Here is a 22,298-nt window from a genome sequence, read left to right on the forward strand (position 1 = left end):
GACAACTGCACGAAGGAGTAGGGGAATGTTTGAACTAGTCGATAATGTACAGCAAAACGCTGTGATAAAAGTCATTGGTGTTGGCGGTGGCGGCGGAAACGCAGTGCGTCACATGCTTAACAGTGACATCGAAGGTGTGGATTTTATCTGCGCCAATACTGATGCCCAGGCATTGACCGACATGGGCGCCAAACATGTTATCCAGCTTGGTGGCAACATCACCAAAGGCCTGGGAGCCGGTGCCAACCCTGAAGTGGGTCGGCAATCAGCGATGGAAGACCGGGACCGCCTTGCAGAAGCGCTGAAAGGTGCCGATATGGTCTTTATTACCGCCGGTATGGGTGGCGGTACCGGGACGGGTGCTGCGCCGGTGGTAGCCGAGGTCGCGCGGGAAATGGGCATCCTGACGGTGGCTGTAGTGACCAAGCCGTTCAACTTTGAAGGTGGCAAGCGGATGAAAGTCGCTGAATCCGGTCTGAAAGACCTGGAAGACTGCGTCGACTCCCTGATCACCATTCCTAATGAAAAATTACTATCGGTGATGGGCAAAAAAACCAGTTTGCTTGATGCCTTTGCCGAAGCGAATAATGTGCTCCTTGGCGCAGTTCAGGGTATCGCTGACCTGATTACCCGTAACGGTATGATCAACGTCGACTTTGCTGACGTAAAAACAGTGATGTCGGAGATGGGCATGGCGATGATGGGCACCGCGCGGGCTACCGGTGAAAACCGTGCTCGTGAAGCGGCCGAAGCCGCGATCCGCAGTCCACTGCTGGAAGATATCGACCTGCAGGGTGCGAAAGGTATTCTCGTCAATATTACCGCCGGTATGGACCTTAACCTGGGCGAGTTCTCGGAAGTGGGTGATATTGTGCGTGAGTTTGCCTCGGATTCCGCCACCGTTGTCGTTGGCACGGTGATTGATCCGGAGATGACTGACGAAATCAAGGTCACAGTGGTTGCAACTGGCCTGGGCGGCAGCAAAGAAAAGCCCACGAAGGTCGTGGATAACACGCGCTCGCTGGATGGGAAAACCGACTACAAGCAGTTGGATCGTCCTGCGGTATTGCGTCGGCGTGCAGTAGCTCAAGGTAATGTCGCGCTGGATCAGCGAAAGGACAGCGAAGAGCAAGGTGTGGACTATCTCGATATTCCCGCATTCCTTCGTCGTCAGGCTGATTGATACGCTGGTAACGCTGAGACTTGGAAGCTCCCGCGACCGACTGGACGCAGGGTGTGTATGAAGAAAGGGTGCGAACTGAGAACCTGTTCAGATTGTCTGAGTTGGTCAAATGGTATTCAGTCGCGTTTTTTGATAAACTCCGGTCGGAATTGTGCCTGGACTTTATCTAACTTTGGTTACGGATTTATGAACTGATGATCAGACAACGGACGCTTAAAAACACCATCCGTGCGACCGGAGTCGGTTTGCACTCGGGTGAAAAAGTCTACCTGACGCTCAAACCGGCCCCGATTGATGCCGGCATCGTGTTCAGACGTACCGATCTGGATCCAGCGGTAGAAATCAAGGCATGCGCCGAAAATGTCGGTGAGACCATGCTTTCGACGACGCTGGTAAAAGACTCTGTACGTGTGGCAACCGTTGAGCACCTGTTATCCGCGATGGCAGGGCTTGGAATTGATAACTGCTTTGTAGAGCTCAGTGCTGCTGAAGTGCCTATTATGGATGGCAGTGCGGGACCGTTCGTATTCCTGCTGCAGTCTGCGGGTATTGCCGAGCAGAACAAAGCCAAACGATTCATTCGTATCAAGCGTGAAGTGACAATCGAAGAGGGCGACAAGAAGGCGACCTTCCTGCCCTTTGAAGGTTTTAAAGTCAGCTTCAGCATCGACTTTGACCACCCTGTCTTCAAAGGGCGCGCTCAGACCGCGACTGTCGACTTCTCGAGCACGTCGTTCGTGAAAGAAGTAAGCCGGGCCCGTACCTTCGGTTTCATGCGCGATATCGAGAAGTTGCGCGCCATGAACCTGGCGCTGGGCGGAAGCGTGGATAACGCGATTGTTGTGGATGATTATAAAATCCTCAACGAGGACGGCCTTCGATACGAAGACGAGTTCGTCAAGCACAAGGTGCTGGACGCCATCGGTGATCTATACCTGCTGGGCAACAGCCTGATTGGTGAGTTCCGTGGTATAAAATCCGGCCACGATCTGAATAATAAACTGCTCCGGAAATTACGGGCAGAAGAGGATGCCTGGGAAGTAGTAACGTTTGACGACGAAGCTACTGCGCCGATCTCCTATGTAAAACCGATGTTGGCAGTTCAGGGCTAAAGCGGGACGCTTATTCCTGAACGTGTCTTGCGAGTTTTTCGAGAACCTCGCGTAAGTCTTTATCCTTCGTGTGCCCGGCTTCCTCTTTGAGGAGTCGGGCATTTTCGTTACTGAGGGGCGCTCTTGCAGTTGATGGCCGGTCGTTGTATCGAGCGGGGATAACCTTGACCTGAAACCGCCAGACATAACGGAACAGTTCGTTTTCGCGAAGCTTCCCCATAATTTCGTGTTGCCGAAGTCTCAGCTGGCTCGCTATAGACGACGACTCAGCGCTTATGGTCAGATCGCCGTCATGGCTGCTGATAAATCTGACCCCTGACCTGATCGCTGCCGGGATCGCTTCCATGACTTGCTGTTCAGCACCCTGGTGAAGCTCCGCCTTGGCCAGCAGTTTTCGAAGGGCTGGAGCGTGACAGGTGTTGCCGGAATCGAGTTCCAGAATCGGCTTTTTTTTCATGTTTGGGCTAACCACTCGACGAGTCAGGTTACTATTGGTTACACTTCGGAACGGTTTAACCGCGATGCCTGTATTACACTCCGGTAATCCGCTCAGGAGCCTCTGATCACCGTTAATGGCTTGATGTCGTTACCACTTTCAGATCGGAGCTCCATTTATTCTGCCTATGATTGCGTTGTCGGGAGCTTTCTTCCGCAATCAGGCGAAGGAAGCCCCGGCAGGCCAGTAAGTTTACAGCAAGCGCTCGGCGACAGGACGACGGTGCGACTGCTGTACGATCATAGATGAAGCTATGAATATCATCCTTGTTAGTAAGGGGTACGGCAAGTCCCGTATGCTTTCAATCAATGTGCCGATCGCACTTGGTTTATCGCTACTGTTAGCGACGTTCATTCTGGGGTCCGCATGGTTGGGCTACTCTTTTGCAGGCCAGCAACGCTTGTCTGAACATGAAGGACTTTCCTCTCCGGTAGTGGGGCAGTGGCAGTTACGACTGCAAACCCAAAGGGATGATCTGGAAAGCGTCCGGCAGCGCACGCTCCAGCAAGTTGACGCGCTCACTCTTCGCCTGGGTGAAATGCAGGGCCGTCTTTTGCGATTGGACGCGCTGGGTCAGCGATTTGTTGAATCGGGCCTGGTGGGCAGCGAAGAATTCAACTTTGACCAGCCTGCAGCGGTGGGTGGCCCGGAAGACTCACTGGACGGCGAATCGTTTTCTGCGCCAGAGCTCAGTATGATGATTGGGCGACTGGATGCCCGGATCGCGGACCGTGAGCAGCAGTTGCGGTTACTCGACAGCCTCATGTCCAGGAAGAGAATTGAAGATGAGCGGTTTGTGGCGGGGCGCCCCATAACCTGGGGCTGGCTGTCCTCTCGTTACGGTTATCGGTCCGATCCATTTACCGGCCGCCGCACCTGGCATGACGGTGTGGATTTGGCAGGTAAGGATGGTAGTGACATTATTGCGGTAGCTGCCGGTGTCGTTACATACTCCGATGACCGACATGGCTACGGGAATCTGGTCGAGATTGACCATGGTGACGGGCTGGTCACTCGCTACGCTCACGCCAAAGAGTTGAAAGTGGACGTTGGCGATGTGGTTCAGAAGGGTCAGGTCGTTGCATTAATGGGTAGCACGGGCCGGTCTACCGGACCGCACGTTCATTTTGAAGTCCTGCGAAATGGCAAGAGTCAGAACCCCGAAGACTATATTCAGCGCGCCAGCCGATAGCCCGGTCAGGCCGTCGCACACGCCTCGGTATCGACACTGAGGGCCTCTGCCTTTCGCCCTTTGATTAAATAAGGTTAGAATGCCGTCTTCACCGGCGCGGGTGATTGGCGGACCCAGCCAACTACCGGTCCGCCCCCCGACCGAGACGTGCGCTCGTCGCCATTGACGATGTGACTATCGATAACCAAAGAAGCAGTGGTCTATGTTCACGAAGCTTGTAACGAAGATGTTCGGCAGTAAAAACGCGCGCGAAATTAAACGGATGCGGAAAGTTGTAGCGCGAATCAATGAGCTTGAGGAAACTTTTAGCGGATTGTCGGACTCCGAGCTGCAAGGCAAGACTGCTGAATTCCGCCGCCGTCTGGACGAAGGGGAAACGCTGGATCAGCTGTTGCCCGAGGTTTTCGCGACCGTTCGTGAAGCCAGTCGCCGCACCTTGGGGATGCGGCACTTTGATGTCCAGTTGATTGGCGGCATTACGCTACACGAAGGCCACATCGCCGAAATGAAAACCGGTGAGGGTAAAACCCTGGTGGCGACTGCGTCGGTTTATCTGAACGCGTTGTCGGGTAAGGGCGTTCATGTGGTAACGGTGAACGATTATCTGGCCCGCCGGGACTCCGAATGGATGGGTAAGCTTTATCGGTTCCTGGGGATGCAGGTTGGTGTCGTTGTGGCTGGCCAGTCTACTCAGGAAAAACGCGATGCTTATAGCGCTGACATCACCTATGGTACCAACAACGAATTCGGTTTTGATTACCTTCGCGACAACATGGCCTTCAGCACAGCAGAGAAAGTCCAGCGCGGCCTGAACTACGCCATAGTCGATGAGGTGGACTCTATTCTGATTGACGAAGCCCGAACGCCGTTGATTATCTCCGGCGCCGCTGAAGACAGCTCAAAGCTTTATCGTGAAATCAATGCGCTGGTGCCAAGCCTGGAGAAAGGTGAAGTGCCGGAAGAGGGGGACCCAACAGGCGACTTCTCTGTTGATGAGAAAACACGGCAGGTGGACCTTACCGAATCCGGCCATGAAAAAGTGGAGGAACTGTTGTCGCAGCGTGGTTTGCTGAAGGAAGGCGAGAATCTGTATTCCGCTACCAACCTCAGCCTGCTGCACCATGTCCATTCGGCGCTGCGAGCACATCACTTGTTCCAGAAAGACGTGGACTACATTGTTCAGGGCGACCAGGTCGTTATTGTTGATGAGCATACCGGGCGTTCAATGCCCGGCCGGCGCTGGAGCGAGGGCCTGCATCAGGCGATCGAAGCGAAGGAGGGGGTCAATATTCAGGCCGAAAGCCAGACGTTGGCATCGACCACATTCCAGAACTACTTCCGTCTGTACAACAAGCTCGCCGGCATGACCGGAACAGCGGATACGGAAGCGTTCGAATTCCGCCAGATTTATGGGCTGGACGTCGTGGTCATCCCCCCGAACAAGACCATCCAGCGCATCGATTATAACGACCTGATCTATCTCACCCAGGAAGAAAAATTCCACGCCATCATTGACGAAGTCAAGGATGCGACCGCCGAAGGTCGACCGATCCTGGTGGGCACCGCGTCGATTGAGGCGTCGGAATTGTTGTCGATGCTGTTAAAGAAAGCCAAGATCGATCACAAGATTCTCAACGCAAAGCAGCATGAGAGTGAAGCTCAGATCATTGCGCAGGCGGGCCGTCCCGGTGCCGTGACAATCGCCACCAATATGGCGGGTCGCGGTACGGACATTGTGCTTGGCGGTAACTGGGAATTCGAGGTCGCCGGACTGGAAAATCCCACCGAAGAAGACGTCGCCAAGATCAAGGCAGCCTGGACCGAGCGGCACACTCAGGTACTGGATGCCGGTGGCCTTCATATAATCGGTACCGAACGGCACGAATCCCGCCGGATTGACAACCAGCTTCGTGGCCGCGCTGGCCGTCAGGGTGACCCGGGTTCTTCCCGTTTCTTCCTCTCTCTTGAAGACAATCTGATGCGGATCTTTGCCCCTGACAGGGTCAAGAACATCATGCAGGCGATGGGGATGAAAAAGGGCGAGGCCATCGAACATCGCATGGTCACCAACGCCATTGAAAAATCTCAGCGCAAGGTCGAAGGCCGCAACTTCGACATGCGTAAAACACTGTTGGAATACGATGACGTTGCGAACGATCAGCGTACCGTCATTTATGAGCAGCGAAATGAAGTGATGTCGTCGGAAGATATTTCCGAGATAGTTCAGTCGATCCGCGAAGATGTGGTGGATGCGCTGATCACCGAGTTCATTCCGCCTCAGAGTATTGCCGAACAGTGGGATGTCGCTGGCCTGGAAGCGCAGCTGCAATCCGAGATGGCCATCACGCTGCCCATTCAGCAATGGCTGGATGAAGACTCCAAGTTGTTCGAAGAAAACCTCAGGCAGCGCATTCTTGATGAGATTGTGACGGATTATAAGACCAAAGAAGAGGTTGTCGGGGCAGAGCCCATGCGCAACTTCGAAAAGCAGGTATTCCTGCAGGTCATGGATACTTTATGGAAAGAGCATCTGTCCAACATGGACCATCTGCGACGCGGCATTCACCTGCGTGGCTACGCTCAGAAGAACCCGAAACAGGAATACAAGCGCGAGGCATTCAACCTCTTTGAGTCCATGCTGGACACCATGAAACGGGATGTCATCCGGGTACTTTGCCATGTCAAAGTTCAGACCCGGGAAGAAATGGCAGAGGTTGAACAGCGCCGTAAAGAAGAGCTGGATCGGCAGCTGGCGGCGGCCCGCATGCGTCACGACGAGACCAATGCTACCTCGCAGCAAGAAGGCGAGGGCGAAAATGGCGCGGGCGCCCAAAGCAATGTGGCAGACACCTTTGTCCGGCAGGAGCGTAAGGTGGGGCGGAACGAACCATGTCCCTGTGGCTCCGGGAAAAAGTACAAACAGTGTTGCGGTAAGATCAGCTAATCGGAGCTGACTGCGCGATAATCTCACAGCCCGCACCCTGACGCTCAGGCTGCGGGCTTTTGCGTCCGGCTGGGTCGGCAATGTGCGAATACGGAAGGAGTTAAACCATGGCGGTAGGATTGGGTCCATTACCTGACTTTTTTTCTGTGCGGGGCGTCAGGCTGGGGATAGCCAGTGCGGGGATCAAAAAGCCGGGCCGCAAGGATATTGTGGTTTTTGAGCTGGCTGAAGGTAGCCGGGTCGCGGGTATATTCACGCGCAACCAGTTTTGTGCGGCGCCGGTTACGGTTACGCGGCAGCACCTTTCGCAGGCCGCTCCTCGCTATCTGCTGATTAATACCGGCAACGCAAACGCGGGCACCGGCCGCCAGGGCCTGACGGATGCAGAAACGTGTTGCCAGGCTCTTGCGACGGCAGCGGGTGTTGCTGACGCTGCGGTGTTGCCGTTCTCCACCGGTGTAATCGGCGAGCCACTGCCAGTGGCCAAGATCACCGGGGCTTTGCCCGCAGCTCTTGAAGGGCTTGCCGGGCAGCGCTGGGCAGAGGCTGCAGAAGGGATCATGACCACCGATACCCTGCCCAAGGGCGCCTCCCGCCAGTTAATGCTGGGCGATGAGACGGTAACGATTTCCGGCATTAGCAAGGGCGCCGGAATGATTCGTCCGAACATGGCTACCATGCTGGGTTTCATTGCGACCGATGCGAAGGTTGAGCCGGCGTTGCTCCAGGCGCTGGTGTCGGAATTGGGGGAAGCATCGTTCAACCGTATTACCATTGACGGCGATACCTCCACCAACGACGCCTGTATCCTGATCGCAACCGGCCAGTCGGATGCCCCGGAGATAGATTCTGAAAGCCCATATCTGGCTGACTTCCGGGCTGCCCTGAACGACGTATTCATGACCCTCGCCCATGCCATCGTGCGGGATGGAGAGGGCGCCACCAAGTTCGTAACCATTGAGGTCAGCGGTGCCGGCACGCAACAGGAAGCACTTGATGTAGCCTATACCGTCGCCCACTCACCACTGGTGAAGACGGCTCTGTTCGCCTCTGATCCCAACTGGGGGCGGATTCTGGCGGCTGTCGGCCGTGCCGGGGTGCCGGATCTGGATCTCGATACGATTGAAATTCACCTGGATGACGTTTGTCTGGTCCGCCAGGGCGGCCGGGCAGAGGATTACAGTGAGGCCCGCGGCAAGGCAGTGATGAGCCAGCAGGAGATTACCATTCGCATTGACCTCAAGCGGGGCGATGTTCATGAACGGGTGTGGACCTGTGATTTCTCCCACGATTACGTGACGATTAATGCCGAATACCGGACCTGATTCCTGTCGAGAGGTGCACGTGGCGGTCGCCGTAATCCGGCGGCAAGACCGGGTACTGATTGCCCGCAGGCCTGATCATGTTCATCAGGGCGGATTGCTGGAGTTTCCCGGCGGCAAGGTAGAGCCTGGTGAATCCGTCCAGCATGCGTTGATCCGGGAAATCGCTGAAGAAACCGGGCTTGACGTGCCGGCGCAGTCTTTAAGACCACTGATCGGGATTCGGCACGATTACGGTGACAAACGCGTTTTCCTGGATGTCTGGGGGACGACTGATGGCGTGCTGGGTGAGCCCGAGGGCCGGGAAGGTCAAATGGTGAGCTGGCGTACCGTCGAAGAGTTGCGCGATGAGGATTTCCCGGCCGCCAATCGGCCGATTATCCGGGCATTGAGATTGCCTGAACAGTACAGCATCACCGGAGCTTTCAGGAGCGTCAGTTCAGGTCTGGAACGCCTTGAGTGTCAGCTGTGCGCGCATCGCCCGGCGATGATATTGTTGCGAGCACCCTGGCTGGATGCGATCGCCTATGCAGATTTTGCACGACGGGCATCACAACTGTGCCAGCACTTTGGTACGTCGTTGATGCTGCACGGTCGAGCTGATTTACCGGATGGTGTGTCGGCGGCGGGCATTCACCTGAGCTGGGAGCAAGCCCGGCACCTTTCCGAGCGACCCGTGCCAGCACATCAGTGGTTTGCAGTATCGTGTCACAATGAAACAGAGATCGCCAAGGCGACCCAACTGGATGCGGACTTTGTTACGCTTGGCCCGGTGGCGCCTACCCTGTCCCACCCCGGGGCTTCCACGCTGGGATGGCGCCGTTTCCAGGAGCTTGTGATGGCTGCCAAGGTGCCGGTTTTTGCCTTGGGCGGGATGGCCAATGGCCATCTTGAGCAAGCAAGGGTCAGGGGTGCGCAGGGTATCGCAGGCATCGGGAACTGGTGGTGACACCGGTTTCTGCTATGCTGGCTTATAGACCTTAATCTGGAGATTCCGTGAGCAAATTGACGCACTTGGATGACAAAGGCGCAGCCCGAATGGTGGATGTCACCAGCAAGGCGGAAACCGAGCGAGAAGCAAGAGCTGAAGCCAGGATTATCATGGCGCCGGCAACCCTGGCCATGATTGTAGACGGTCAGCACCCCAAGGGCGATGTGCTTGCCGTGGCCCGGATTGCCGGGATTATGGCGGCCAAGAAAACCCATGATCTGATTCCGCTTTGTCACGCACTGAATCTCACATCGGTCAGGGTCGAGCTCAGCCCGGAGTTGGAACCAGCGGCCGTTCGAATTGAAGCCCGCTGCAAACTGTCGGGTCAGACCGGTGTTGAAATGGAAGCCTTGACAGCAGCAAGTATTGCGGCGCTGACGCTTTATGACATGTGCAAGGCGGTCGACCGGGGAATGGTTATCGAGTCGGTCCGGTTGCTGGAAAAAACAGGTGGCCGCAGCGGTCATTGGCAGGCGGTGTGAGATGACCCGCACGGCCCCGTTGATCGACAATTTCGGAAGACACGTCACTTACGTGAGAATCTCGGTGACTGACCGTTGTGATTTCCGCTGTGTGTACTGCATGTCGGAAGACATGGTTTTCCTGCCCAAATCCCAGATTCTTTCCTTGGAAGAAATTGAAACGCTGGCCCGCAATCTGGTGGCCTGTGGTGTCACCAAAATCCGTCTGACCGGTGGCGAACCCCTGGTGAGGCCAGGAGTTGTTGACCTGGCGAAAAAGCTCAGTGCCTTGCCCGGGCTTCGGGAGCTGTGTATGACCACCAACGGTAGCCGTTTGCAGGATTTGGCCGAGCCATTGAAAGCTGCAGGTGTGGATCGCCTCAATGTCAGCCTGGACAGCCTCGATGAGGGGCGTTTTCATGAGCTCACCCGAACTGGCCGGCTGGGTAAGGTGATGGCGGGGATTGAAGCCGCTCAGCGTGCAGGGTTCCAGCACACCAAGCTCAATGCGGTGGTGTTGAGGGGCCGCAATGATGATGAAGTGCGGCCGCTGGTGGATTATGCTTTGGCGCAAGGGCTTGATCTGAGCTTTATTGAGGAGATGCCCCTGGGCGTCATCACCGAGCACGATCGTGCCAGTGCCTTTTTCTCCAGTGATGACATCCGGAAAGTGATTCGCTCCCGCTACGCCCTTGAGTCAGTGGCCGATGATACCGGAGGGCCGTCACGCTATTTTCAGATCCCCGGCCATGCCAGTCGGATCGGGTTTATCTCCCCGCACAGTCACAACTTCTGCGGCGACTGCAATCGCGTACGGGTGACGACAGAAGGCCGTTTGCTGTTGTGTCTGGGCAACGAACATTCGCTGGATTTACGGACGATTCTCAGAAACGGTCCCTCCGACCAGGTTTCGGTGGACGCCAGGGTACAAACAGCCCTGCATGAGGCAATGTTAATCAAACCCGAAAAGCATCATTTTAATCTGAACGATGAACCCCAGATACTGCGCTTCATGAGTGCCACCGGTGGCTAGGGCGAGAGACCTGGCGCAGGCGCCGGGCAGGTCCGGGAACTCCCGTGGAGCGGGTTTTCCCTGTAACGCTGTTGGATTTCAATGAAAAGCGAGCTGAATGCGTCTTGCCTTCGTAATTCACTCTGTAACAAAACCCGGCCAGGATGGCATGATCATCTCGCTACGCGCAGTAGCCCTGTTCTGCTAAAATGCGCCGCTTACAAATTTAATACGAGGTACTTCCGTGGTCGTTCGCTACGTCGACACTTGCCGACTACCGACGCCGTTCGGCGTTTTTGATATGCACGGGTTTGAAGAACCCGGGACCGGTAAGGAACACATTGCCCTCACGCTCGGTGCGCTCGACAGCGAAGAGCCCATGCTCGCCCGTACCCACTCCGAGTGCCTGACAGGAGACGCTCTTTACAGCATGCGCTGTGATTGCGGGTACCAGCTGGAGGAAGCTCTACGCAGCATCGCCCGGGAAGGCCGGGGACTGCTGATGTATCTGCGCCAGGAAGGGCGGGGTATCGGCTTGTTGAACAAAATCCGGGCCTATCATTTGCAGGACCAGGGTGCCGATACCGTTGAGGCCAATGAGCGCCTGGGTTTTGCGGCCGATCTCCGGGACTACACCATGTGTCGTGACATGCTCGAGCACCTTGGCATCAAGAGCCTGAGGCTGATGACCAATAATCCCCGTAAGGTGGATGCGTTGACAGCCTTGGGTATTGAAATTGTTGAGCGGGTGCAGTTACACGTGGGGCGTAATCCCCATAACGAACACTATCTCGATACCAAGCAAAGCAAGTTAGGTCACTGGATGGAAACCCATCAGGACGACGATATCGCAATGTGAGCAGGGCCGGAGCTCTGCTGTTGCTTGATCAACCCGAGCCGTTGTTCTATTGACGTCTGTATCCCTGCCCCGTCGAGACCACATTCCGCCAACAATTCCGCGTGCTTGCCATGGTCGATAAAACGATCCGGCAGGCCAAGCTGAAGCACTGGCATTACAATGCCTTCAGCATTCAGATACTCCGCCACAGCACTACCCGCACCACCGGCGATGGCGTTCTCTTCCAGGGTCACGAGCAAGTCATGGCTCTTGGCCAGTTGACGGATCAGAGCTTGGTCCAGGGGTTTTACAAACCGCATGTCCGCCACGGTTGCTCCCAGTGCATCAGCCGCCTCCAGGGCAGACTGCAGCAAGGTGCCGAAGTTCAGAATGGCAACTCCGCTGCCGTCTTGAACGCGGCGGCCCTGGCCGACTGGAACCGGTGTGAGTGCCTGCTGGATAGTCGCGCCGGGGCCTGTGCCCCGGGGATAACGAACCGCAGCCGGGCCCTCGAAAGTCAAACCGGTTTGAAGCAGCTGCCGGGTTTCGTTTTCATCGGACGGCGCCATAATGACGAGGTTCGGAATGCAGCGGAGATAGCTGAGATCGAAGGCTCCGGCATGGGTCGGGCCGTCTTCACCGACCAGGCCGGCGCGGTCGATAGCGAAAAGTACGTCCAGATTCTGGATCGCCACGTCATGAATCAGTTGATCATAGGCTCGTTGCAGGAACGTCGAGTAAATGGCGACTACCGGCTTGCCACCGTCGCACGCCAGCCCTGCTGCCAGGGTAACGGCATGTTGCTCGGCGATGGCGACATCGTAATAACGCTCCGGAAAACGCTGGCTGAAAGCCACCAGATCAGAGCCTTCGCACATTGCAGGGGTAATGCCGACTACGCGCTCATCCTGTTCCGCTACATCACACAGCCATTGGCCGAATACGTTGGCGTATTTGGGCAGCTTGGGAGCGCTGGGCACGGGAGCGGGTTTGGCAGCCGGTACCGGTTCGATCTTATTGATGGCGTGGTAGCCGATAGGATCGGCCTCTGCCAGATCGAAACCTTTGCCCTTCTTGGTGACCACATGCAGAAACTGGGGCCCGTCCAACTCCCGGATGTTCTGCAGGGTTTCCACCAGCAGCGGAAGATCATGGCCGTCGATTGGCCCGATATAGTTGAAACCGAGCTCTTCGAATAATGTTCCTGGCGAGATCATGCCTTTGAAGTGTTCTTCGGTCTTCCTGGCCAGCGCCATCAGGTTCGGGCTTGCCTGCAGTACGCGTTTGCTGCTATCGCGAACCTGGTTGTATGTGCGACTGGCCAGAAGCTTGGCAAAATAATTCGAGAGCCCACCGACATTGTGGGAAATCGACATGTCGTTGTCGTTAAGAATAACCAGCAGGTCGGCGCGAATATGACCGGCATGATTGAGTGCTTCGAAGGCCATGCCCGCTGTCATGGCCCCGTCCCCGATTATGGCAATACATTTACGGGGTATATGTTGCATGCGAGCGGCAATGGCCATACCCAAAGCCGCACTGATGGAGGTACTTGAATGCCCCACGCCAAAGGTATCGTAGGGGCTCTCGGCGCGCTTGGGGAAGCCTGCAAGACCGGACCTTTTCCGTATGGACGACATGCGATTGCGACGCCCGGTCAGAATCTTGTGAGGGTAGGCCTGATGACCGACATCCCATACCAGCCGATCGTCGGGTGTGTTGAAAACATAATGCAATGCAATCGTCAGTTCCAGCACGCCCAGGCCCGCACCAAAGTGGCCGCCGGTCTGGCCTACGGACCACAGCAGAAATGAACGCAGCTCTCTCGCCAGTTGCGGCAGTTGATCGTCCTGCAACAAGCGAAGCTGGTCTGGTGTCTCAATCCGGTCGAGCAACGGGGTGTTGGGCTGCTGCGCCGGGATTTCCTTGAATAAATATGTATCCTGCATCCGCTCGGGTCTTTTCCAGAAAATTCGGCTGTATGGTGACAGCTCGTATTATAGAGGACTAAAGGGGGTAGTTTCACACCGAAAGCACCCCCGAAGAGTCAATGATTACGCGCTACCACAAATCCCGCCATGGCTCTGAGGGCTTCAGCCCGGGTGCCGAAAGGCGTCAGGCTCTCCAGTGCAGCGTCCAGTAACTGCGCCAAATGCATCCGGGCACCCTCGGCGCCCAACAAAGCCGGGTAAGTGGGCTTGGCCCGGGCAACGTCCGAGCCTTTGGGTTTACCCATCACCTGAGTGTCGCCCTCGATATCAAGCAAGTCGTCCTGAACCTGGAAAGCGAGCCCGAGTGCGCGGGCATAAGTGGTCAGGTGCTCCAATGTAGCGTCGTCGATACTGGCATCGGTGAGCGCTCCGATACGCACGCTGGCCTCGATCAGTGCGCCGGTCTTCAAGCGGTGCATGGTTTCCAGCTGGGTCAGGGTCAGGGTCTGGCCGACGGCGTCGAGATCAATGGCCTGCCCGCCGACCATGCCCTGGTGGCCACTGGCCTTGGCAAGCTCTCGTATCATGAGCAGCCTGGTCTGGTCGGTCAGCTCCGGTGCCAGGGAAAGCCATTCAAATGCCAGGCTCTGAAGGGCATCGCCCGCGAGAATCGCGGTGGCCTCGTCAAAAGCGATATGAGTAGTTGGCCGGCCCCGACGCAATTCGTCATTGTCCATCGCAGGCAGGTCGTCGTGAACCAACGAATAAGCGTGTATCAGTTCGATGGCACAGGCCGGCACCCGGGCTTTCTGTGCGGTCTGGCCCACGACCAGGGCGGCACCCATGCACAGAGACGGACGGATGCGCTTGCCGCCCCCGAGTACGCTGTATAGCATGGCTTGCTGAAGCGTTTTTGAGGCCTGGTCGCCGGAACCGAGTCGCCGTTCGAGTTCGGCATCAACTTCCGTTCGGCACCGGTCGATAAAGCTGGCATCGGGTGTAAATGGAAGCATCAGACCGAGGCATCCGGATGGAAGGGGCGCGTCTCCAGTTCACCGTCATCACGCTGGATCAGCTGTTCAACCCGTTGCTCGGCCGATTTCAAGGCCTGTTGGCACTCGCGGGTCAGCTTGACCCCCCGCTCGAAGGCCGACAGTGACTGTTCCAGAGACAGCTCGCCCTGTTCCAGATCTCGGACCAGGGCTTCCAGCTCATTGAGCGACTTTTCAAAGTCCGAGATCGAGCTTGTCTGTTCGGCCATGGTGTTGGACCTCCGGTGGTTGCACGGTTTGGGCGGAAGTATAACAGAGCCGGTAGCGTAAACAGACTGCCTGGCGCCGATTCAGCTATCCTGTAGATGAGCAGTTTGTAACACGACTCAAGTGACGCCAGCACAAATCAGGAGTCAGCAATGTGGGATGGTGAAGACCGACGTCAGTTCTACCGGGTGACTGATCGGGTGGCTCTGCGATACGCCCGTTTGCGGGACGACGCAGCGGTGGCATCTGCGCAGGCAAGGTTGTCGCTCCACAATCGGCTGGCGGCTCTTGACCGGGAACTGGCCCATGAGCTGTCCGCTCTGGCGGAGCAATCACCCCGGACCCATCACGTGGCGAAGCTGATCAACGAGAAACTTGCCATGGTCATGTCTGCCCTCGATCTGAAAGAGTATCCCGATGACGCTACCCTGAACCCGATGGATATCAATATCAGCGCCAGCGGTCTGGCGTTCGAGGTGGATGAGTGGGTAAAAACTGGTGAGCGCCTCCGGATAGACCTGCTGTTCTTCCCGGAAACGGAGCATTTCAGTGCCATCGTGAAAGTGCTCAGTTCGGATACCATTGAGGCTGGCTACTGTCTACGGACTGATTTTGAGGAACTCCCGGAGAGTGACCGGGAACGCCTTATCCGCCACATCCTCAGTGTCCAGTCCCGCACTCTTCGCCAGCGCCGCAACCCGCCGCCCAACTGAACTGAAGCTGCCCGTCGTCGCGCCCTTCCGGGCCCCAGGACTGTTCAGTCACCATCACCGTGCCCGCGACGTCGACCGTGGCCACGGTCGTGGCCCGGGTGCCATATTCCCGGCCGATAATAAACGGGGAGGAGAGCATGCGTTCCAGTTCGAGCCCCACGCCCGTGTCCGGCAGGCAATGGTCCGGCGCCGGCTGGGTATCCTGCATTTGCTCAATCAGCACATCATGTAACTGGCGAGTGTGGTGACAATCGCTCTGTGCCAGGGTCTGCCCGATGGAATCCCGTAATTTCAGCAGTTTCGGCCATGGGCTTTGCAGCAGATGATTGCTCAGGCCGTACAATCCACGGTGAAGATTCCGGCGAATCGAGGTGTCCCGGTTGCTATAATAGTCCCCGCCCGCGGCAGTGACATGGATAAGATTAAAACCCGCATAGTCCTGCCCCGATCGTTGCAGGTACTGTTCGACGTGTGACGAGGACTCGGTCAGTGCCATCAGGGGCAGGGCGCCTCGGGAGACACTTTTGGGCGCCGCACCACCTTCGCGGACATTGGTCACGGCGCTGATCTGCCCGGTTTTTGACACCGCAAGCCAGGTACCGCCGGAGGCCAGGTCCCGGCCGGCCAGAACGGCGGGTTCCCCCCACCAGTGCATGGGCGCCGTTGGCCGCTGGTGAAACTCGTCCCGGTTTGCGGTCACCACCAGTGGAAACTGAGGGTGGCAACCCACGGAAAATACGATCAGACACATAAGCTCTACCTTCTGATTAACGCAGGATGCCTCGCAGTGCGACGAACAGGGCTCTCCAGGATGGCCCACAGTGGTGATAATCCCGCCAGCGCTTGTGTATCATAGCGGCTTTATTCTGGCTTGGCGTAAACGTCCATGACACTGCTGCTACTGACCGGACTTTACCTGATATTGGGGGCGTTCGCTGGCCTGCTTGCGGGACTTTTCGGCATTGGCGGCGGGCTGATCATTGTTCCGGTGCTGATTGTCAGCTTTGACTGGCAGAACCTGGCAGTGGGCATTGCCCCGCATTTGGCCGTCGGGACGTCTCTGGCGACTATTATTTTTACATCCATCAGTTCGATTCGTTCTCATCATTTCAGGGCAGCGGTGCGCTGGGATATTTTCCGGCCGATGGTTCTTGGTATTCTTGCCGGCGCCGCATCAGGTGCCTGGACCGCTTCTCTATTACCCGGTTCGGCGTTGGAACTGATCATCGGAATCTTTGTCATCCTGGTGGCTGTTAAAATGCTGCTCAACGCGGAACCTGGACCCGGTCGCTCCGTACCGGGCTCACTGGGACTGGCCGGAGTGGGCGCAGGTATTGGATGGGTGTCGGCTATCTTTGGTATCGGTGGTGGCACGTTAACGGTGCCGTTTCTGAGCTGGTGCAACGTCCGCATGCAACATGCCATTGGAACCGCTGCCGCCTGCGGTTTACCCATTGCGGCGGCGGGCGCGGCGGCGAACGTGGTAACCGGTTGGCAGCACCCGGCTTTGCCAGAGTTCAGTGTTGGCTTCATCTACCTGCCGGCGCTACTGGTGATTGCTGTTGCCAGTGTGTTGTTTGCGCCCCTCGGGGCGGCGTTGGCGCACAGGATCGACGCCCTGTTATTGAAACGTATTTTCGCTATGCTGCTGATCGTGATTGGCATCCGTTTTCTGATCTGAACTGAGAGTCTGATTATGCTTCGTCATCCTGAATTCGATCCGGTTGCCATCTCCCTTGGCCCGCTAAAAATTCACTGGTACGGCCTGACCTATCTGGTTGGCTTTCTGGTGGGCTGGTGGCTGGGACGCCTGCGAGCTCGCAAGCCTGGTTCGCCCGTCACCGAGGAACAGATGGGTGACCTGCTGTTTTACGTAGCTCTCGGGGTGATACTCGGGGGCCGATTTGGCTATGTGATTTTCTACAATTTTGATCAGTTTCTTGGTGATCCGCTCTGGTTGCTGCGGGTTTGGGAAGGCGGGATGTCGTTCCACGGTGGGCTGATCGGTGTGATGCTGGCATTCTGGTGGTTCGGCCGTAAAATTGGTCGTAGTTTTTTCCAGATTGCCGATTTCGTCGCGCCTCTTGTGCCAGTGGGTTTGGGAGCTGGTCGGATTGGCAATTTTATTAACGGAGAGCTATGGGGTAAGCCGACCGACGTGCCCTGGGGTATGGTGTTTCCGCAAGCCCAGGACGCTCTGGCGCGACACCCTTCCCAGCTCTATCAATTCGCCCTGGAAGGTGTGCTGTTCTTTATTCTGCTTTGGTGGTTTTCATCGAAACCCCGACCGCGAATGGCAGTGAGTGGTTGTTTCTTGCTGCTTTATGGCGTTTTCCGGTTCGTTGTGGAGTTTTTCCGCCAGCCGGACCCGCAATTGGGATACCTGGCCTTTGACTGGCTCACCATGGGGCAGGTGTTATCCTTTCCGATGATACTGGTGGGGCTGGCGATGATTGTGTTTGCATACAGGAGAGATGTCAGATGAAAGCCTACCTGGACCTGATGAAAGATGTAGTCGATAACGGTATGGACCGCGGGGATCGCACCGGAGTGGGCACCCGCTCGGTATTTGGTCGTCAGATCCGCTTTAATCTGGCTGACGGCTTTCCGCTGGTAACCACCAAGAAAATCCATCTACGTAGCATTATCTACGAGCTGCTCTGGTTCCTGACGGGCTCTACCGACAACCGCTGGTTGCAGGAACGCAAAGTCAGTATCTGGAATGGCTGGGCGCTGGAGAACGGTGATCTCGGCCCGATATACGGCAAGCAGTGGCGTAGCTGGCAGTGTCCGAATGGCGATGTGGTGGACCAGATACAGGAGGTTATTCATCAGATCCGGACCAAGCCCAATTCCCGACGTTTGATTGTGTCGACCTGGAATCCGGCAGAGCTGCCGGACGAATCCGTCAGCCCCCAGGCCAATGTTGAAGCGGGCCGGATGGCGCTTGCTCCCTGTCATTGCCTGTTTCAGTTCTATGTTGCTGACGGTCGGCTATCCTGCCAGTTGTACCAGCGCAGTGCCGACCTGTTTCTGGGTGTACCGTTTAACATAGCCTCCTACAGCCTGCTAACACACATGATCGCGCAGCAGTGTGATCTGGAAGTGGGAGAGTTTGTACACACCTTCGGTGATTGCCATCTTTATCAGAACCACCTCACTGATGACATCGTGTTTGAACAACTCAACCGTGAGCCGCGTCCGTTGCCAACGTTGAAGATCAAGCGCAAACCTGCGTCGGTGTTTGAATACGAGTTGGAAGATTTTGAGTTTGAAGGTTACGAGCCATACCTGCCGATCAAGGCCCCGATTGCGATCTGAGTCTCTGTAGCGATCAGACCCTGTCAGCAAAAAAACGGAAGCGAGTACGTATGCGAAAGGCACTGATTGTTGCCATGTCCCGGAACCGGGTTATTGGTCGGAATAACGCATTGCCCTGGTATCTGCCGGGGGATCTGCGTTACTTCAAGCAGGCAACCATGGGTAAGCCCATCATTATGGGCCGGAAAACCTGGGAGTCGATCGGACGACCCTTGCCGGGGCGGATGAATATCGTGGTTACCCGGGACAAGGCTTGGAAAGCCCCAGCGGGAACCGTCAGTGATTTATCCCTGGAGCAGGCATTTGTGCGGGCGACCGCGCAGGCAGAGTTGGAGGGTGGTGATGAGGTGATGGTGATCGGCGGTGGTCAAATTTATGCCGATGTGCTGCCTCAGATTGACCGGATGTACGTTACTCAGGTCCACGCAGAAGTGGAGGGTGACGCGTATTTTCCGGAAGTGGACTGGGAGGATTGGGAGGAAATCGGACGGGAGGATTTCTCCGCGTCCGATAACAACCCTTACGACTACAGCTTTGTCGTCTATCAGCGCTTGTCGTCAGTCTGACGGGTGGGGCGCTTGCCCGGTGGTTTACCGCCGGGCTTGCCGCCTTTGAATGCGGGCTTGTTCGGACCGCCTCTGCCAGAACCTTTCTTGAAGCCAGGCTTGGGCCCGCGACGCTCATTGCCACCGTCCCGACCGCGGCGCTCCGGTGACGGAATTGGCAGCGCAGCAGGCTGCTCCAAGGGCAGTGCGCCAGGCTGGGCGGTTTCCATCCAGCATGCCATTGCACCGGCGAGGATGGTGATGTCGATGTTCTTGCGTTCCGAAATGCCCCTCAGCATCTCGACCGCTTTTTCAAGCTTGCGGTCTTCTGCAAAGCCCATCAGCTGGGTTTCAAACTGCTCTTCCCGCATTTTCTGAAGGTCGGTAGGTGATGGCAGCTGGTAGGCTTCCATCGGCGAGTTGGTGGCACGCTCAAGGGTCCGCAACCAGCTGCGTTCCCTTGGCGTGACCAGCAAAATCGCCTTGCCTTCGCGACCAGCCCGGCCGGTGCGTCCGATACGGTGGATGTAGGCTTCGGTATCGTAAGGTACGTCGTAGTTAATGACGTGGGTGATTCTGGGCACATCAAGACCCCGCGCCGCCACATCGGTAGCCACGACGATATCTCGTTTGCCATTTTTGAGGTCCTCAACCGTCAGCTCACGCTGGCGCTGGTTGAGGTCGCCGTTCAACGGTGCTACCGCATGTCCGCGAGCTGACAGTTTCTCTGCCAGCAGAGTGGTTTCCGCTTTGGTGCGCACAAATACAATGGTGGCATCGAAGGGTTCCACTTCCAGTATGCGGGTCAGGGCATCGAGCTTGCGCTCGGCATAAACCGGTAACACGTACTGTTTAGTGCTCGCGACAGTTTTGGTCTGGCTTTCAATTTTGACTTCTGCCGCGTTGCTCAGGTAGGTCTGCGCCACCTTTCGGATTGGGCCAGGCATCGTGGCAGAGAACAGGGCGCGTTGGCAGTTATCGGGCGTAGCCGCCAGAATCTCTTCAACATCGTCAATAAAACCCATGCGAAGCATTTCGTCGGCTTCGTCCAACACCAGTGCTTTGACGGTATCCAGCTTCAGGGTGCCCCGACGCAAATGGTCCAGTGTGCGGCCCGGTGTTCCAACGATTACCTGGGCCCCACGCTTCAGCGCTTTGAGCTGCGGGTAAAACTCCTGGCCGCCGTATATCGGCAGAACCTGGAAACCGCGAATTTTGCTGGCGTAGGTGGTAAATGCCTCGGCCACCTGAATGGCCAGCTCGCGGGTTGGGGTCAGGACAAGAATCTGGGGCTCTTTGACGGTGTGATCAATACGGCTCAGCAATGGCAGCGCGAAGGCCGCCGTCTTACCGGTACCGGTCTGGGCGGTACCCAGCAAATTATCGCCGTTAAGCAGCAGTGGAATAGCCTGCTCCTGAATTGGCGATGGCTTTTCATAACCGACAGCTACAACGGCTTCGAGGACGGCGGGATCAAGACCGAGATCGGCAAAAGACAATTCAGACATTAATGTACTCGGAATTCTGGGGATGAGGAGATGCATCGCAAAGCGACGCGGTAATGGGGCTTATAGTAGTTGATTTGGTCGTTATTTGATAGACACGATTTGCTGTAAATTGTATGCAGTTCCCTCGACCCGGGATGAGCCCCTTCCCCGTTCACAAGGTGGCACCCCAGACACTGCAGTTGGCGGTGACTCCAATGGTGAGTGAACCGGAGTGCCAGATGTGAGGCGATTTCAATTTAAGGAAACCCCGTGAAACCAATGGAAACAATAAAGGCGCTGGTCGCCAGCGTGATCGCGGTGGTGATCACGGTGGGCGTTGCCCGGTTCTCGTACACGCCGATGATTCCCGAGATGGTCGAGGCCCCGGGGTTGAGCAAGTCCGTGGTCGGGATGCTGGCAACCGTGAATTACGCCGGTTACCTCTCCGGTGCGCTACTTATCACCCGGATCAGCGATCTCGGGCTCAAGGTAAGGCTGTACCAGGTCGGGCTTGTGGTCGCGGTGGTTTCGACGGTTCTTATGGGGTACACCACGGAAGTGTGGTTGTGGTTTGTCCTGCGTTTTATCTCCGGGCTCAGCACCTCGGCGGGCATGTTGCTGGGTGCCGGCCTACTGATGAGCTGGCTGATCAAGAACAATCAAAAATCCGAGCTTGGGGTGTTCTTTTCCGGTATCGGGCTCGGGATTGTCCTGACGGCGATCGTGGCAGAGCTGATCAAGGATCCCTTCAGCTGGGATCAGCAATGGGTGATCTACGGACTGGTCGCGTTGGTACTGCTGATTCCAGCCTGGCTCTGGATGCCGGATTACCGGGCCTGCGCCTTGCCACGAACCGCGGGTAAGAGTGTCGGGGATGAGCGGAGCCGCTTCATTCGCATTCTGCAGCTGGCCTATTTCTGCGCCGGCGTAGGCTATGTGGTGACGGCGACGTTTCTGGTAGCCATCGCCGAGTCCATGCCCCAGCTCCGCGGTCAGGGCTGGCTGATTTGGCTCATTGCCGGTCTCGCAGCCACACCAGCCTGCTGGCTCTGGGATGTGTTCTCGCGGCGATGGGGGCAGTGGCTGGCGCTGTATCTGGCCTACACGCTCAATGCGGTCAGTATCCTGATGCTGATCGTCAACACCGGCATGGTCAGCGTGATGCTCAGTGCCATGATCTACGGCGCCAGCTTTATCGGTATTGTCAGCATGATGCTGGCCATGGTGGGGCGTGTTTTCCCCGAAAATCCGTCCCGGCCGATGAGCCGGCTGACCTTCAGCTATGGCATAGCCCAGATGCTGGCGCCCGCCGTGGTTGGTTACCTGGCCGATGTGGAGGGAAATTACACCAACGGCCTCTGGCTTACCCTGATTGTGATGGCGCTGGGGGTGGTGGTGCTGCACTTGGCGCGCAAAACACAACAACGGGAGCACGGCGCGCCCGCCCTGGCCCGAGAATAGCGACCCGTAACCGAGATGGAATAATTTGCT

Annotated in this window: 21 protein-coding genes; 15 read left to right on the forward strand and 6 right to left on the reverse strand. The window is 56.7% G+C overall.

The window, feature by feature from the left end; genetic code table 11:
- Window positions 1–25 precede the first annotated feature (25 nt).
- Window positions 26–1,183, forward strand: coding sequence for a cell division protein FtsZ (ftsZ, locus tag F6Y09_RS05990; RefSeq protein ID WP_152206032.1), 1,158 nt, complete (start codon window positions 26–28; stop codon window positions 1,181–1,183).
- Between the two features lie 194 nt (window positions 1,184–1,377).
- Complete coding sequence (gene lpxC / locus F6Y09_RS05995; RefSeq protein WP_152206033.1) at window positions 1,378–2,295, forward strand: UDP-3-O-acyl-N-acetylglucosamine deacetylase; 918 nt, start codon at window positions 1,378–1,380, stop codon at window positions 2,293–2,295.
- A 10-nt stretch (window positions 2,296–2,305) separates the two neighbouring features.
- Here the strand turns inward: lpxC and F6Y09_RS06000 are convergent, their stop codons facing one another.
- Window positions 2,306–2,752, reverse strand: a complete 447-nt coding sequence (locus tag F6Y09_RS06000) for a DciA family protein (RefSeq protein ID WP_152206034.1) — start codon at window positions 2,750–2,752, stop codon at window positions 2,306–2,308.
- A gap of 292 nt (window positions 2,753–3,044) precedes the next feature.
- Here F6Y09_RS06000 and F6Y09_RS06005 point away from each other — a divergent pair, with 292 nt between their 5' ends.
- The 7 genes from F6Y09_RS06005 (at window position 3,045) to ribA (ending at window position 11,572) form a co-directional block, all read left to right on the forward strand.
- Entirely contained in the window at window positions 3,045–3,983 is a 939-nt protein-coding gene (locus tag F6Y09_RS06005; RefSeq protein ID WP_152206035.1) for a M23 family metallopeptidase, read from the forward strand.
- A gap of 202 nt (window positions 3,984–4,185) precedes the next feature.
- Window positions 4,186–6,927 (forward strand): preprotein translocase subunit SecA, encoded by a 2,742-nt coding sequence (gene secA / locus F6Y09_RS06010; protein ID WP_152206036.1) that lies wholly within the window; start codon window positions 4,186–4,188, stop codon window positions 6,925–6,927.
- A gap of 107 nt (window positions 6,928–7,034) precedes the next feature.
- Window positions 7,035–8,252, forward strand: a complete 1,218-nt coding sequence (argJ, locus tag F6Y09_RS06015; RefSeq protein WP_152206037.1) for a bifunctional glutamate N-acetyltransferase/amino-acid acetyltransferase ArgJ — start codon at window positions 7,035–7,037, stop codon at window positions 8,250–8,252.
- Window positions 8,233–9,198 carry a Nudix family hydrolase gene (locus F6Y09_RS06020; RefSeq protein WP_152206038.1) on the forward strand — a complete coding sequence of 322 codons (966 nt, stop codon included), beginning with the start codon at window positions 8,233–8,235 and terminating at the stop codon, window positions 9,196–9,198. Before argJ ends, F6Y09_RS06020 begins: the two co-directional genes overlap by 20 nt.
- Window positions 9,199–9,245: 47 nt before the next feature.
- Window positions 9,246–9,722 carry a cyclic pyranopterin monophosphate synthase MoaC gene (gene moaC, locus F6Y09_RS06025; protein WP_152206039.1) on the forward strand — a complete coding sequence of 159 codons (477 nt, stop codon included), beginning with the start codon at window positions 9,246–9,248 and terminating at the stop codon, window positions 9,720–9,722.
- Between the two features lies 1 nt (window position 9,723).
- On the forward strand, window positions 9,724–10,734 hold the full coding sequence (moaA, locus tag F6Y09_RS06030) for a GTP 3',8-cyclase MoaA (RefSeq protein WP_152206040.1): 1,011 nt from the start codon (window positions 9,724–9,726) through the stop codon (window positions 10,732–10,734).
- A gap of 223 nt (window positions 10,735–10,957) precedes the next feature.
- The gene (gene ribA / locus F6Y09_RS06035; RefSeq protein WP_152206041.1) at window positions 10,958–11,572 is read left to right on the forward strand and encodes a GTP cyclohydrolase II; all 615 of its coding nucleotides are present in this window, start codon (window positions 10,958–10,960) and stop codon (window positions 11,570–11,572) included.
- Here the strand turns inward: ribA and dxs are convergent.
- From dxs to F6Y09_RS06050, 3 genes are all read right to left on the reverse strand, one after another.
- Window positions 11,548–13,500 (reverse strand): 1-deoxy-D-xylulose-5-phosphate synthase, encoded by a 1,953-nt coding sequence (gene dxs, locus F6Y09_RS06040; protein WP_152206042.1) that lies wholly within the window; start codon window positions 13,498–13,500, stop codon window positions 11,548–11,550. The genes ribA and dxs overlap by 25 nt on opposite strands.
- 98 nt (window positions 13,501–13,598) lie before the next feature.
- The gene (locus F6Y09_RS06045; RefSeq protein WP_152206043.1) at window positions 13,599–14,495 is read right to left on the reverse strand and encodes a polyprenyl synthetase family protein; all 897 of its coding nucleotides are present in this window, start codon (window positions 14,493–14,495) and stop codon (window positions 13,599–13,601) included.
- Window positions 14,495–14,743, reverse strand: coding sequence for an exodeoxyribonuclease VII small subunit (locus F6Y09_RS06050; protein ID WP_152206044.1), 249 nt, complete (start codon window positions 14,741–14,743; stop codon window positions 14,495–14,497). The genes F6Y09_RS06045 and F6Y09_RS06050 overlap by 1 nt, the downstream gene beginning before the upstream one ends.
- 150 nt (window positions 14,744–14,893) lie before the next feature.
- On the opposite strand from F6Y09_RS06050, the gene F6Y09_RS06055 reads away from it, so the two are divergent.
- Window positions 14,894–15,454, forward strand: a complete 561-nt coding sequence (locus F6Y09_RS06055) for a PilZ domain-containing protein (RefSeq protein WP_152206045.1) — start codon at window positions 14,894–14,896, stop codon at window positions 15,452–15,454.
- Here F6Y09_RS06055 and F6Y09_RS06060 read toward each other — a convergent pair.
- Window positions 15,402–16,205 carry an NRDE family protein gene (locus tag F6Y09_RS06060; protein WP_152206046.1) on the reverse strand — a complete coding sequence of 268 codons (804 nt, stop codon included), beginning with the start codon at window positions 16,203–16,205 and terminating at the stop codon, window positions 15,402–15,404. The two genes, F6Y09_RS06055 and F6Y09_RS06060, sit on opposite strands and share 53 nt — an antisense overlap.
- Before the next feature lie 135 nt (window positions 16,206–16,340).
- On the opposite strand from F6Y09_RS06060, the gene F6Y09_RS06065 reads away from it, so the two are divergent.
- The 4 genes from F6Y09_RS06065 to F6Y09_RS06080 are packed head-to-tail and all read left to right on the forward strand — an operon-like array spanning window position 16,341 to window position 19,341.
- Window positions 16,341–17,135 (forward strand): sulfite exporter TauE/SafE family protein, encoded by a 795-nt coding sequence (locus F6Y09_RS06065; RefSeq protein ID WP_152206047.1) that lies wholly within the window; start codon window positions 16,341–16,343, stop codon window positions 17,133–17,135.
- A gap of 15 nt (window positions 17,136–17,150) precedes the next feature.
- Entirely contained in the window at window positions 17,151–17,939 is a 789-nt protein-coding gene (lgt, locus tag F6Y09_RS06070; protein WP_152206048.1) for a prolipoprotein diacylglyceryl transferase, read from the forward strand.
- Entirely contained in the window at window positions 17,936–18,775 is an 840-nt protein-coding gene (locus F6Y09_RS06075) for a thymidylate synthase (protein WP_152206049.1), read from the forward strand. Before lgt ends, F6Y09_RS06075 begins: the two co-directional genes overlap by 4 nt.
- Window positions 18,776–18,825: 50 nt before the next feature.
- On the forward strand, window positions 18,826–19,341 hold the full coding sequence (locus F6Y09_RS06080) for a dihydrofolate reductase (RefSeq protein WP_152206050.1): 516 nt from the start codon (window positions 18,826–18,828) through the stop codon (window positions 19,339–19,341).
- On the opposite strand, the gene F6Y09_RS06085 is transcribed toward F6Y09_RS06080, so the two are convergent.
- Complete coding sequence (locus F6Y09_RS06085; protein ID WP_152206051.1) at window positions 19,320–20,828, reverse strand: DEAD/DEAH box helicase; 1,509 nt, start codon at window positions 20,826–20,828, stop codon at window positions 19,320–19,322. The genes F6Y09_RS06080 and F6Y09_RS06085 overlap by 22 nt on opposite strands.
- Window positions 20,829–21,086: 258 nt before the next feature.
- Here F6Y09_RS06085 and F6Y09_RS06090 point away from each other — a divergent pair, with 258 nt between their 5' ends.
- Window positions 21,087–22,268, forward strand: a complete 1,182-nt coding sequence (locus F6Y09_RS06090) for a YbfB/YjiJ family MFS transporter (RefSeq protein WP_246180415.1) — start codon at window positions 21,087–21,089, stop codon at window positions 22,266–22,268.
- Window positions 22,269–22,298 lie beyond the last annotated feature (30 nt).

Source organism: Marinobacter changyiensis (genome assembly GCF_009193265.1).
Classification (GTDB): domain Bacteria; phylum Pseudomonadota; class Gammaproteobacteria; order Pseudomonadales; family Oleiphilaceae; genus Marinobacter; species Marinobacter changyiensis.